Genomic DNA, 12,184 nt, shown 5'->3' with positions numbered 1-12,184 from the left:
GCCGGTCCAAGCCTGTCGGGCTAAACTGCCGCATCAAGGGGCCTGAATGACGGCTGTTGTATCGACCTCTCGACCTAGCATCGCCTCGCTGGAGGCGCCACGGCTCGCGCATTACCTCGCTGTCGGGCTGAACGCCGGCGCCATCATCGCGCTGCAGATCGCTGTCATGCGCGTGTTCGCCGTCGGCAGCTGGTCGCATTTCGGTTCGCTGGTGGTCAGCCTTGCCATGCTCGGCTTTTCGCTGTCCAGCGTCGTCATCTTCGCCGGCAAGGGCTGGTTCGACCGCCACTGGCAAGGTGCCGCCACCGCGGCCCTGCTGCTGATCGGCCCGCTCGCCGTGGGCTCCAACCTGGTCGCCCAGACGGTGCCGTTCAACGCCATCTTCCTGGTGTCCGACCCGGCGCAGAAATGGCGGCTGCTCGCCAATTTTCTGCTCTATCTCCTGCCGTTCCTGGCCGGCGCGTTCTTCCTCGGCATCGTCTTCCTGAAAGGCCGCACCGCCTTCGGCCGCGTCTATTTCGCCGACCTCACCGGTTCGGGGCTCGCCGGCCTCGCCGTGCTGGTGTCGCTCTATCTGTTCGCGCCGGAAACCATCATCGTCGTGCCGCTGCTGTTGTGGGCAGCCGGCTCGCTGCTGTGGTTCTTCGCATTCGGCGCCTGGAAGAGCGTCGTCGCCGGCGTGGCCGTGGCGGCGCTGTCGATATCAGGCTATCTCATGCTGCCCAACCTGCTCGGCATCCCCGACATTGCCGTGTCGCAATACAAGGGCGTCGCCTATGCCCGCAACTTTCCGGACGGCAAGCGCATCTACCGCAGCGTCTCACCCTTCGGCGACCTGCAGGTCTATGCCAGTTCCTACATGCATTTCGCGCCGGGCCTGAGCGACAATGCCGCCTTCGGCATGCCTGAAGTGCCGGCCAACACCTATGTCGGCATGTATCGCGACGGCGACGGGCCGGAAGGCATCATGCGCAACCTGGCGCCGGCCGAGCAGGTCTATTTCCGCTATCTGCCGATGCATTATCCCTATGTCATCAAGGATAAGCCCAAGACATTCGTCGTGCAGTTCGGCGGCGGCATCTCCACGCAGGCCGCGCTCAATGCCGGTTCGACCTCGGTGACCGTCGCCGAGAGCAATCCGATGACATTGCGGGCGTTCCGCGACCCGGTGCTGAAGGACGTCACCGGCGATATCCTGGCCGAGCCGCGGCTCAAGGTCATCGATTATGACGGACGGCTGTTCCTCGCCAACACGAGCGAGCGGTACGACGTCATCGACCTCAGCCTTGCCGACAGTGTCGGCCTGTCCAATCCCGGCGGCTTCGCCATCTCGGAGAAATACGCCTACACGCGCGAAGCGATGCTGAGCTACATGCACGCACTGGCCGATGGCGGCGTGCTGTCGATCACCTTGTGGAACAAGGAAGAGCCGCCGAAATCGGTTCTGAAGCTCTATTCGACCGTCGCCGAGGCGGCGAAAACCTTCGACCCGCAGGGTGCCGCCAACGACATCTTCGCCGTGTCGAGCTATCTCTCGACCACGACCGTGCTGTTCAAGCGCGGCGGCTTCTCCGAGGCCGAAATCAAGACGCTGCGCGACTACACCAAGTCGATGTCGTGGGAGGAAGTCTATTATCCAGGAATGATCTATGACGGTTCGGGCGCGCGAAAGGTACTCGACGATTACCGCGCCTCGATCTTCGGCAGCGGACAGGACGCGACGCTGACGCAGCAGCCGGCCGCTGGCGCGACCGCACCGGCCGACCCGACCGCACCGGCAAATCCCGATTGCGACCCGACGGCGCCGGCCGATCCGACGCTCGACGCCTGCGCGGGGGCCGGCGGCGATGCCGGCCCGCAAATGCTGCCGGCGACGGAACTGCAGCGCATGAGCTGGCACGCGCTTTTGACAGGCGGCTGGGAAAAACTTGCCGGCGACTACGTCTTCGACGCGCGGGCGCTGAGCAACGACCAGCCCTATTTCGCCGCCTATGTGAAGGTCGCCGATTTGCCGCGCACGCTTGACCGGCTCGACCTGTTCCAGGACGATTGGGGCTATCTGTTGATCTGGGCGACGCTCGGCATTGCCTGCATTACGGCGGCGTCGTTGGTGCTGCTGCCGGTCATCTTCGGCTGGCGCATCGTGTTCTCGCGCTCGCGCGGCAAGCTCGGCACCATCCTCTATTTCGCCTGTCTCGGCCTCGGCTACATCATGGTCGAGGTCGGGCTGATCAGCCGCTTCACCGTCGCGCTGGCCAACCCGACGGTGTCGGCCTCGGTGCTGATCTCCTCTATGCTGGTGTTTTCCGGCCTCGGCAGCCTGTTTGCCGAGCGCATCTTCGACCGCGCCAGGACAATGTTGCCGCTCGTGCTGCTGGCGGTGTGCGGGCTGCTGCTCGCCTATGGCTTCTATCTGTCGCCGGTGCTCGACCGGATCGGCGCCTATCCCTATACGGTGCGCCTGCTGCTCTGCTTTCTCCTGGTGTCGCCGCCGGCCTTCCTGATGGGCATGCCGATGGCCACCGCCATGACCTGGCTGGCGCGGCTCGGCAAGGAGCATCTTTTCGTCTGGGCCTGGGGCATCAATGGCTGTTTCTCTGTCATCGGCTCGGCCGCCGTGCCGATCGTCGCCACCAGCTTCGGCTTAAGCGCCGTGCTGCAATGGGCGGCGATTGCCTATCTCATCGCCATTCCGGCCTTCTTCGCCGTGCTGTTGCCGTCGAAGGCGCCGTCCATCCGGCTGGTGGCGGCCTGATGCCGGACCGGCGCGCCATCGTCGCCGGATTGCTGGCCACGGCGATGTTTCCGGTGGCCAGCCAGGGGGCGCGCTTGCGCAAGGCCATCTCCACCATCGTGCCGTTCAAGGCATCGCCCTTTCCCTACTGGGGCAAGCTGCCCGACGGCTCCGCGCCGTTTCTCGACGTCATGGCGGCGGACGGAAGGCGCGGCCACACCTCGCCGCGCGGCGGCATTTATTGGGAAGACGAGACCTATTCCGACCGCTCGACGCTGCTGGCCGTGCCGAAAGGGTTCGATCCGGCCAAGCCGGCGGTCATCGTGGTGTTCTTCCACGGCAATGGCGCCACCTTGCAGCGCGACGTGGTCGGCCGCCAGCGAGTGGTCGCGCAGGTCGAGGCGTCGGGCCTCAATGCCGTGCTGGTGGCGCCGCAATTCGCCAGCAACGCGCAGGATTCCAGCGCCGGTAATTTCTGGACGCCGGGCTATTTTGCCAAATTCATGGCCGAGGCTGCGCAAAGTATGGCCAGGCTGACCGGCGCCAAGGCGGCAAAGTTCGACGCCATGGCGGTGGTGCTGGTGGCCTATAGCGGCGGCTACAATCCGGCCGCTTCCATTCTCAGGAACGGCGACATCGGTGGACGCCTGCTCGGCGTCGTCCTGCTCGACGCCGTCTTCGACGAGGCCGACATTTTCGCCAGCTGGATCGCGCAGCACCGGCAGAGCTTCTTCGTCAGCGCCTATGGCAAATCCTCGGCCTCCGGCAATGCCGAAATCCGGCAGTTGCTGGCGGGCCAGGGCATCGCCGCCAGTCCCGATCCGCCGCGCCGCCTCGAAGCCGGCACCATCGCCTTGCTTGCATCCGATGCCGCCCATGACACGTTCGTCACCCGTGCCTTCGTCGGCAATCCGCTGCAGTGGCTGCTCGCCCGGTTGCACGGGTTCCCGCGCTAAGACCTTTTGGCACTCCAGTCCCAGTTCTTATCCATGCTTCTGATTGCTATTGTCATCGCCCAGATGTTGGATCCGCTGCGGATCCTGCTGGTCGGGATCGCCTATTTCCTCAGCCGGTCGGTTAAGCGGCCGGGCGTGGCCTGGCTGGGATTGTGCGCGGCGATTGTCGTCATCGCCGCTGCATTTCCGTTCGTTGTCCTTGGCCAATCCGGCGACATTGCCTGGACGACCACCGCGATCGGCGTGATATCGAACGCACTGATAGTAGCCGCCATGGCCGGGTTGCTGCGGCTCCAGCGATGGCTTTTCCAGCTTTTTGTTTGACGTAATTTCTGCGGGAAAACCGTTTCACGATTTTCCCGCAATTGCTGGCGGACCCGGCGGATACTGGGTTCCTTTCACCACTTGGCGAGGGCAGGGACCCAGGTTCTCAGTTAAACCACAGCGCGAACGTCAAAAACCCGCCGCCGCCGAATTCGCGCTGGATCTGGTCGAAATCCTCGCTGGTCAGGATCCTGCCGTTTTCCAGATAGGGCGCGATGCCAGGGCCGGTGATCGACAGCACCAGGTCGAAAGGCTTCGGCTCGTCGAAGAAGCGCTTCATGTTGATGCCTTTGCCGGTGATGCGGAAATGCGGCAGCAGCGCGCGGCCTTCGAGCAGGTCCTCCGCCATGCTCAAGGTGGCCAGCCAGGCCTGCACCTGCTCCTCGCCGACTTCGAGGCCGGTTAGCGGGTTCTCGCCCTTCTGCTGCGGCCCGGGCAGCCATTCGCGGTCATTGTCGGTCTCGGCGCGGATTGCCTTCCAGTCTTCGCGCGACAGCCGGATCATTTCGAGCAATTCCTGGCGTGCGGCCTTGCGGCGCTCCGGCTCGACCACCGGCCAGTTGATCATGTGCACCATCGAGATGAAATCGGCGATGCGCCACTCCGAGGAGAAGATGCTCGAGCCCATCTCGCTGGGCGGCGGCACCAGGATGTCCTGCAATGGCAGTTTGGCGCGCGGGAACAGCATGTGAAAGGAGCCGTCGAAAGTGGTTCTGAAATCATGCGCCAGCCAGAAATCGGCCTGCGCCATCAGGAACTCGGCATAGCCTTGCAGCCAATAGCCGTCGGCGCGGTCGAAACGGAAGGTCAGCACCGGTGCGCTATCGCCCTGCGAAATGCTGCCGTGCGACAGCGCGGCCATGATGGCCGCCATGCTTTCGTCCGGTGCGATCATGCCGTCCTCGTTGAGGTCGATGCCGACATGGGTGAGATCGATGACCATGCCGATATCGGCATCGGCCGGCACCGAGCCCAGCGTCGCGGCGGATTTTGCCAGCCTGTCGCGGAACGCGACCAGTATGGCGCGGAACTCTTCGTAGGTCAGCGGCTCGGGATTGGGATTGGAGGGCACCGGCAACTGCATCAGCGGCAGCATGAAGGATTGCGGGCTTTCGAAACCGTGGCGGTGCAGGCCGCTGGCGAGCAGTTCCAGTGCGGTGAAGAACTCACCGGCGCCGGCGGCATAGGCCGATGCCGGATCTTTCGGTGCGGCCGCCTCCAGCGTCGACAGGGCGCTGTCGCGTGCGGCGACGGTCTTCGCCTCGAAAAGCGCGGTTGCCGCTTCGGGCATGGCGGCTTGCGTCGAAGACAGCGGCACAAGCAGAATGAATGCGGATGCCATCAGGCTTGCTATTCGTGTCATCTTTCCCTCCCAAGCATTTGTCGCCGACGACCATACACAGATTTGCGGCTATTTGCGGCGTCGCGCCCGTCAGCGCCGATGCGCTGTCCACATCGTTGCATGATTGTCGAGGGATGCGCTTCAACCCGCCCGGCGGACGGTTTACAGAAGGCAAACGATTGGGCGTCGCGTGTCGAATTATCCGCTCTCCTACAAACTGTCCTGGCTGCCGCGTTTTCTGAAGCCGTCGCTTGGCGGTGACGGCAACGGGTTTGCGCCGATGGCGGGGAGGTTGATGGAGCCGCCGCCAAAGCGGACGGTGCGGCTGGCCTTCATCGGGGATATCTCGGCCGTGGCCAACCGCCGGGCGCCGCACTGCGATCCGGCGATCAAGGCCTTGCTTGGCGCTGCCGATCTGGTGATCGGCAATTGCGAAAGCCCTGTCGTGGGCAGGCCGAGCGCGGTGCTCGGCACGAAGCTCGGCACGCATCATGCGATGAGTGAGCGGTTTCTGGCCGAGGCGCTCGCTGCGGCCGGCATCTCGCACGAAAGACTGGTGCTGTCGCTGGCCAACAATCACGTGCTCGACCAGGGCGTCGCCGGTTTCGACGAGACGGTGGCGGCGCTGAAGCGGCTCGGCATCCGCAGCATAGGCCTTGCCGCCGATGGCTCGGTGCAGCCGGTCAAGGTCGGGCTGTTGAATGTCGGCTTCGCGGCCTTCACGCTATGGTGCAATGCAGATGAGAGCCTGTTTGCCGGGCGTGTGTCGATGGGCAGCGATGCAGAGCGCTGGCCGCGCGGGTTCGACCTTATTTGCGCAGTGCCGCATTGGGACTGGGAGTTCCGGCATTTTCCGCAGGCCGGGACCAAGGCGCTGGCGAGGCGCCTGGCCGGGCAGGGCGTCGGGCTGATCGCCGGCCATCACGCCCATGTGGTGCAGCCGGTGGAACGGATCGGCGAGACTGTCGTCGCCTATGGGCTCGGCGATTTCCTCGGCACTGCGCTCGCCCGCCAGCCATGGCCGGGGCGCATTGGCGGGATTTTTGTCGCTGATGTCAGCGCGGAGGAGGGGACGCGCGGTGCTGTTGCGGCTTACCAGGTGCATCCGTTCCTGCGGCTGCGGGACGGAGATCATGAGCGGCTTGTGCCGGTGGAGGCGTTGGACGGTGCGATGAGGGGAAAGATTGAAAGACGGTTGAGAGCAATCTTTCCTTAGAGCTGCAAGCGGCGAGACTATTCTACAAGCGTCGTGCTGCCCCTCATCCGCCTGCCGGCACCTTCTCCCCGTATAGTGACGGGGAGAAGGGAGTTTAGCCGTGCCGGCGGCGCTCCACTTGCAACGCTGGCAATTGGCGAGACCATCGATGATGGCGTCCTTCGCCCCGTTTGCGGGGAAAAGTGCCCGGCAGGGCGATGAGGGGCAGCGCGAGCATCTGTTGAGGAGGCACCGCAGTCGATACATCCGACAAAACCAGCTATCATGAACTTGTCGAGGCGACGGGGGTGGCGGTGGAAGCAGCGGATTTCATGCCTGATGAGGCTGTCATCGCCGGCATCCGGAAAAACATCGAGGCCTATGAGGCGGCGCGGGCTTCGGCGGTGCGGCAGGTGCGCTGGCGGGTGCCGCTGTTCGTCGGCCTGGTGCTGGTGGCCGTGGCGGTGATCGCCTGGCTGTTCAACAAGGTCGCCGACCCCAACGAGCAATGGTTCTCGACGCCGCATGTATTCCTCTATTTCATCGGCTTTGCCGCTTCGATCCTGCTGTATTTCCAGGCCATGAAGCCGGCGACGCGGCTGCAGCAATCGTTCCGCGACACGCTGCTGCCGATCATCTTCGGTTTCATCCGTGACATCGGCTACCAGCATGGCGGCAGACCGAACTCGTTCGACCGGCTGCCGCGCGAGGCGGTCGGGCCCTTCAACCGGCAAGCCTTCGACGATGTCGTTTCCGGCCACTACGAAGGGTTTCCATTCGAGCTCTACGAGGCCGAACTGCGGGAAGGCACCGGCAAGGGCTCATCGACGGCCTTCAAGGGTGTCATCGTCGCCTTCGAAGCGGTCGAGCCGTTCCCGGGAATCCTGGTGGCGACGCGGCGGACCAATGCGGTCGTCGGCTTTTTCCGCGGCCTGTTCGGGTCCAAGCTGCAGGAACTGTCGTCGGGCGAGCCATTTCTCGACGCGGCCTACGAATTCCGCACCGACAATGTCGAGGCGGCGCGGCCGCTGGTGACCGGCCGTCTGGCGCAGGCGCTGAAATGGCTCGGCGAGACCTGGCCCGACGATCCGGCCCGCGTCGCGCTCAACGGCGGCGACGGTTTCCTGCTGTTGCCGCAGGCGAAGAACTTCTTCGAGCTGCCGGAGATTTCAGTGCCTCTCGACTACACCAGGCATGTCGCGCCGATGATTTCCGACATGGGCGCCATGCTGGCGACGGCGGCGCTGGTGCGCAAGATCGGGGCGAAGGACGAGGCAAGCTAATCGGACCGGGCATAAGATCAACAATCGTAACCGGATTCCTCGTGCATGGTGTCTGCTTCTTCCTTCGACATTCTCTTGAACATCACGCAGACGGTGAAGCTGCCGACTTGACGCCCGTCGCGTCTGTATCCCCAGTCGGAAATATCGTCCCTGGTGAATTCTATGTTCTGGCCGAGGACGACATTGCGCACTGCTACCGGTTCGTTTGCCAATATGCCGACGAAGCCGGTTTCGTTGCGTCGGAACGGGATGACCCAGAAGTGCTCGCTGATATCCCCATCGTGCACCTCGACCTTTAATTTGAACCTGTCCGTCCCCGAGGGCGGCGCTTCGGTCAGGGCCAGGAACTCATCCAAGCTGGCACGCGCCTTCGCAATCGCTACCGCCATCTCGGGATCGTCCCTAGCAAACATAACCGTTTTATCGCCGCCTGGCTCAGCGCCTTGTGCGCCGGCCAATCCCGGCGCCAGCGCCAGCATCAGGGATATCATGGTTCGGACTGCCAGTTTCATGGTGAGTTCCCCCTCGTCGTAGCGGTTGCAATGATCCTGTATCCATTTCGAATTTGCAACCACGGCGCGAGTTTTGTCCGCTTTTGCGGTGGCGGTTGAGCTGGTCCATGAAACAAAATTTGTATCAACCGAAGGTCAGCGGGCTGTTGCGTGATGCAATCCGGGGCGGATTATGGCGGCTGCGTGATGGCCTCGATGCACCCGCCGCAATCGCCTAAACGATTCTTTTCGTGGGCGAACAGCGCTCGTCGAGGCAAACGAAACGGCTGGAAACCGCGTCAGCCGCAAGCAATGTGTCAGAATTAAGCCTATGATTTCCTTTGCGAAAAGTCACTCAATGTGATTTGCGGCCAGCAGACTTTCAGGCCCAGTGTCGGCTCGTTCGGTGCTGTCGTTGCCCAACGCGGCGGCCCCGGAAAAGTGAAACAGCACGGAGTGCTATCGATGAAGAAGACCCTCGCAACCACCGCCGCTCTGCTCGCCTTCCTTGGTACGGCCTATGCCGCGTCCGTTCAGGGCACCATCCAGGCGGTCGATCCGACGACCAAGTCGATTACGCTCGACGACGGCAAGATCTACCAGCTGTCGCCGGAAGCGAAGATCGGCAAACTGAAGGTCGGCGCCAAGGTGGCGGTAACCGTCGATGACAAGACCGGCATGGTGACCTCGATCAAGAAGGCTTCGTAGCCGCGAGCGTCATGCGTCGGCAGACCTGCTGACCGTACTTTTCAGCCCCTGCTCCAATCTTGGCCGGTTCCTTCGGGGATCGGCCATTTTCGTGCTCTTGGTCACTCACCGCCAGGCGGCCAGGGTGGCGGAACGCTGCCCCGACGGCGCCCCTATGGTTTTTGCCAAAGAGCCGCGCTATCCCTTGGCCAACGGGGGATCCGCATGGCTGACGAACAGAAGGGGTTTCGCCTGTCGCGCCGGCTGGTGCTCGGCGCGGCTGTCGTCGGCGGCGCGGTGCTGTGGGGCGGAACAACAATGGCGCGGCTGGCACGCGGACCGTCGGGGCCGAAGAATGCCGGGCGCATCGCCGACATCGATGGCATTGCCCTGCCGCTGAAACCGATCGCCAGCCCGCCGGCCTTTGATCCTTCGCTGCCCTGGTCGGCCAAGGGCGGCGACATCAACGATGCCAGCGGCCTGTCGCGGACGCCGGTCTATGGCGTGGTCGAGATCAGCGAGGAGGACCATATCGCCAAGGCGCTGGCCTTTGCCCGTGCCAACGGGCTGAAAGTGTCGCTGGCGGCTGTCCGTCATTCGATGGGCGGCCATGCCTTCGATGACAATGCGCTGGTGCTCGACCTCAAGAAATTCAACAAGGTCAGCGTCGATGCGGCGGCCAGGACCATGACGCTGCAGCCCGGCGCGCGCTGGCACGACATCCAGAACCTGCTGCATCCGCGCTTCGCGGTAAAGGCGATGCAGTCGACCGACATTTTTTCGGTCGGCGGCTCGCTGTCGGTCAACGCGCATGGCATGGACCACCAGGCGGGTTCGGTTGCCGGCTCGATCCGCTCGATGCGGATGATGCTGGCCGACGGGTCGGTGACGACCTGCTCGGCCACGCAGAACAGCGAGCTGTTCCGCCATGTCGTCGGCGGCTACGGCCTGTTCGGCGTGGTGGTGGAGGCAACGCTCGATATCGTCGACAATGCCGTCTACCGCACTTCGCGCGAAATCATCAAATCCGACGATTTCCCAAAGTTTTTTGCCGATGTGCTGGAGCCGAACAAGGATATCGGCCTGTTCTACGGCCATCTGTCGACGGCACCGGGCAATTTCCTCGAGGACATGATCGTCTATCGCTACGACAAGGTGGCCGAAGAGCCGCCGGCCGACCAGCCTGATATCGGCGAGCCGGGCTCGGTCGGGCTGAAGCGGGTGATCATCAATCTGGCGAAATGGGGCAGCGTGTTCCAGGAGCTGAAGTGGTTCACCGAAAAGACGCTTGAGCCGAAATTCGAGAACTGCACCGTGGCGCGCACGACAGCAATGGCGCAAGGCGAGGCCTGCCTCGTCACCCGCAACAACCCGATGCACGATTCGGTGCCGTATCTGTTCAACGATCTAAACGACGAGACCGACATACTGCACGAATATTTCATTCCGCGCGCCGCCTATGTCGAGTTCATCACCGAAGCGCGCGAGATCCTGCGCAACCAGTCCCTGCCGGTGCTCAATGCCTCGGTGCGCATCGTCCATAAGGAGGATGTGGCGCTGACCTATGCGCCGGAGCCGGCCTATTCGCTGGTGCTCTACATCAACCAGCCGACCGATACCGACGGCAATGCGAAGATGCGGGCGCTGACGCGGGCGCTGATCGACGTGACGATCAAGCATGGCGGGCGCTTCTTCCTACCTTACCAGCTACATTATACGGGCAAGGAGTTGCTGGCCTCCTATCCCGAACTGCCGGCCTTCCTTGCGGCGAAGCGGCACTATGACCCGACGGAACTGTTTTCCTCGACCTTCTACCGTGCCATCAAGGCGCTGAGCGGGGTGGCGTAGGAAGCAGGAGAACAATCGATGCGCATGCTATCGGCGGCAGCCCTTACTCTCATCGCGCTGTGCGCTGGACCGGCCGGGGCCGAGGACCTCAAGGCCTTCAAGCTGACCATCGACGGCGTGGCGGTCGATATCGATCCCGGCGAGAGCACGACCATCACGCTGCCCGGCGGCAAGCAGAGCAAGGTGACGCTCGAGCGCAACGACTTCGCCACCTTTTCAGGCGGTAGCTTCTCCTTCGTCCATCCGACCGGCATTTCGGTGACCAAGACCGATCTCGGCGAGAACATCACGCAATATCTGATGGCTTCGGCGCTGGGCACGATCGTCGTCGTGCAGGAATACGGCAAGATGAATCCGGTGTCGCTCAACCAGCTGATGCTGCAGGAGATGACCAGGGAATCGGTGCAGGCCGGTGCGACGCTGACGCAGCAGCCGACGACGCGCAAGCTCGCCGACGGCAAGGAACTCACCGGCATCCGCGCCGAGGTGAAGACGCGCACCGACACCGCGTATTTCGAGATCGTCGGCTACGGCCTGGCCGATCGGGGGCTGTTGTTCGTCACGCGCGTCGGCAGCGGGGATCTGGCCACCGAACAGCCGCTGATCGACAAATTCTGGGAGAGCCTGAAGCTCAAGATGTAAAGGGACTAAAGCCCCGTTGGCACCAGGCCGGCCAGCCAGTTCACTGAGCGTTTGGCTGCATCGGCGGTCGCGGAAGCTGCACGGCCAAGATCGGTCTTGACCACGGCATAGCCGTTCTTGGTGCGGTAGAGCACGCCGGTTCCGCCATCGACCACCTGTTCATAGGCGACGGGCCGGGCGGCATCCGCGTCGACGGTCGTCGTCGGCGAGCCGACGGGCACGCTCGGCCGATGGCTCAGTTCCGGAGGCAGCGGGCTTTCCGTTCGCACGAACCTGCTGGCGGGCTTGAGTTCCGGGCGGGATGCGGTGGCGGCCAGTTGCGAGGAGGATGACGAACCCTTGGGGCGGCAGATGCCGGACACCAGCGGATAGTCGAAATTGCGCTGGTGCAGGATCTGGCTCTTCATCGCGGCTTCGCATTCGGCGATAGTCGACCACTTGGCAGGCGTCTCGCCGATATATTCACACAATTTGGCGTCGCAGTCGCAGCCGACAATGGTCATGGCGACAAGGGCGGTCTTGATCACTGTCTTGTCCCTTCGAGATGCCCCCCGGCAGCCCATTCAGGTGCATGTCGCCCGTCAGGCAACGTGCACCATTCCATCGCGCGCGAACAAGGCGGGATTTGGCCGCGATTGTGGAATGAGCATGGCCGCGCGTCTGATCTTGGCCGGGCGTGGCC

11 protein-coding genes are annotated in these 12,184 nt (G+C 63.4%); 8 read left to right on the top strand and 3 right to left on the bottom strand.

The features are described from left to right. The first annotated feature begins 46 nt into the window (after nucleotides 1-46). From AB4Z43_RS06450 to AB4Z43_RS06440, 3 genes are read left to right on the top strand one after another with little or no spacing between them, the layout of a single operon-like run. The gene (locus AB4Z43_RS06450) at nucleotides 47-2,755 is read left to right on the top strand and encodes a hypothetical protein (protein WP_441936560.1); all 2,709 of its coding nucleotides are present in this window, start codon (nucleotides 47-49) and stop codon (nucleotides 2,753-2,755) included. Continuing rightward, entirely contained in the window at nucleotides 2,755-3,690 is a 936-nt protein-coding gene (locus AB4Z43_RS06445; protein ID WP_064980582.1) for a hypothetical protein, read from the top strand. Before AB4Z43_RS06450 ends, AB4Z43_RS06445 begins: the two co-directional genes overlap by 1 nt. A 33-nt stretch (nucleotides 3,691-3,723) precedes the next feature. Further along, entirely contained in the window at nucleotides 3,724-4,014 is a 291-nt protein-coding gene (locus tag AB4Z43_RS06440) for a hypothetical protein (RefSeq protein WP_019860599.1), read from the top strand. A gap of 106 nt (nucleotides 4,015-4,120) precedes the next feature. On the opposite strand, the gene AB4Z43_RS06435 is transcribed toward AB4Z43_RS06440, so the two are convergent. Further along, nucleotides 4,121-5,377: a hypothetical protein gene (locus AB4Z43_RS06435; protein WP_441936558.1), complete on the bottom strand. Its 1,257-nt coding sequence runs from the start codon at nucleotides 5,375-5,377 to the stop codon at nucleotides 4,121-4,123. 169 nt (nucleotides 5,378-5,546) lie between these two features. Here AB4Z43_RS06435 and AB4Z43_RS06430 point away from each other — a divergent pair, with 169 nt between their 5' ends. Both AB4Z43_RS06430 and AB4Z43_RS06425 read left to right on the top strand, forming a co-directional pair. Beyond that, nucleotides 5,547-6,572 carry a CapA family protein gene (locus AB4Z43_RS06430; protein ID WP_441936556.1) on the top strand — a complete coding sequence of 342 codons (1,026 nt, stop codon included), beginning with the start codon at nucleotides 5,547-5,549 and terminating at the stop codon, nucleotides 6,570-6,572. A gap of 311 nt (nucleotides 6,573-6,883) precedes the next feature. Continuing rightward, a complete protein-coding gene (locus AB4Z43_RS06425; protein ID WP_167470427.1) occupies nucleotides 6,884-7,834 on the top strand; it encodes a DUF3137 domain-containing protein in 951 nt (316 codons plus the stop codon). A 17-nt stretch (nucleotides 7,835-7,851) separates the two neighbouring features. On the opposite strand, the gene AB4Z43_RS06420 is transcribed toward AB4Z43_RS06425, so the two are convergent. Beyond that, complete coding sequence (locus AB4Z43_RS06420) at nucleotides 7,852-8,346, bottom strand: YegJ family protein (protein WP_064980576.1); 495 nt, start codon at nucleotides 8,344-8,346, stop codon at nucleotides 7,852-7,854. Between the two features lie 444 nt (nucleotides 8,347-8,790). Here AB4Z43_RS06420 and AB4Z43_RS06415 point away from each other — a divergent pair, with 444 nt between their 5' ends. The 3 genes from AB4Z43_RS06415 to AB4Z43_RS06405 all read left to right on the top strand — a co-directional run bounded on the left by AB4Z43_RS06415 (nucleotide 8,791) and on the right by AB4Z43_RS06405 (nucleotide 11,502). Further along, entirely contained in the window at nucleotides 8,791-9,033 is a 243-nt protein-coding gene (locus AB4Z43_RS06415; RefSeq protein ID WP_027047290.1) for a DUF1344 domain-containing protein, read from the top strand. 204 nt (nucleotides 9,034-9,237) lie between these two features. After that, on the top strand, nucleotides 9,238-10,860 hold the full coding sequence (locus AB4Z43_RS06410; protein WP_019860593.1) for an FAD-binding oxidoreductase: 1,623 nt from the start codon (nucleotides 9,238-9,240) through the stop codon (nucleotides 10,858-10,860). An 18-nt stretch (nucleotides 10,861-10,878) separates the two neighbouring features. Further along, entirely contained in the window at nucleotides 10,879-11,502 is a 624-nt protein-coding gene (locus AB4Z43_RS06405; protein ID WP_019860592.1) for a hypothetical protein, read from the top strand. Between the two features lie 5 nt (nucleotides 11,503-11,507). Here AB4Z43_RS06405 and AB4Z43_RS06400 read toward each other — a convergent pair whose 3' ends face one another. Beyond that, nucleotides 11,508-12,029, bottom strand: a complete 522-nt coding sequence (locus tag AB4Z43_RS06400) for a hypothetical protein (protein WP_441936552.1) — start codon at nucleotides 12,027-12,029, stop codon at nucleotides 11,508-11,510. Nucleotides 12,030-12,184: the final 155 nt, after the last annotated feature.

The organism is Mesorhizobium sp. 2RAF45 (assembly GCF_052115225.1).
Classification (GTDB): domain Bacteria; phylum Pseudomonadota; class Alphaproteobacteria; order Rhizobiales; family Rhizobiaceae; genus Mesorhizobium; species Mesorhizobium jarvisii.
This window is presented reverse-complemented; position numbering and strand designations above follow the sequence as displayed.

Coding starts and splice junctions, on each gene's coding strand:
- AB4Z43_RS06450 (WP_441936560.1), top strand. CDS start 47: ATGACGGCTGTTGTATCGACCTCTCGACCTAGCATCGCCTCGCTGGAG.
- AB4Z43_RS06445 (WP_064980582.1), top strand. CDS start 2,755: ATGCCGGACCGGCGCGCCATCGTCGCCGGATTGCTGGCCACGGCGATG.
- AB4Z43_RS06440 (WP_019860599.1), top strand. CDS start 3,724: ATGCTTCTGATTGCTATTGTCATCGCCCAGATGTTGGATCCGCTGCGG.
- AB4Z43_RS06435 (WP_441936558.1), bottom strand. CDS start 5,377: ATGACACGAATAGCAAGCCTGATGGCATCCGCATTCATTCTGCTTGTG.
- AB4Z43_RS06425 (WP_167470427.1), top strand. CDS start 6,884: ATGCCTGATGAGGCTGTCATCGCCGGCATCCGGAAAAACATCGAGGCC.
- AB4Z43_RS06420 (WP_064980576.1), bottom strand. CDS start 8,346: ATGAAACTGGCAGTCCGAACCATGATATCCCTGATGCTGGCGCTGGCG.
- AB4Z43_RS06415 (WP_027047290.1), top strand. CDS start 8,791: ATGAAGAAGACCCTCGCAACCACCGCCGCTCTGCTCGCCTTCCTTGGT.
- AB4Z43_RS06410 (WP_019860593.1), top strand. CDS start 9,238: ATGGCTGACGAACAGAAGGGGTTTCGCCTGTCGCGCCGGCTGGTGCTC.
- AB4Z43_RS06405 (WP_019860592.1), top strand. CDS start 10,879: ATGCGCATGCTATCGGCGGCAGCCCTTACTCTCATCGCGCTGTGCGCT.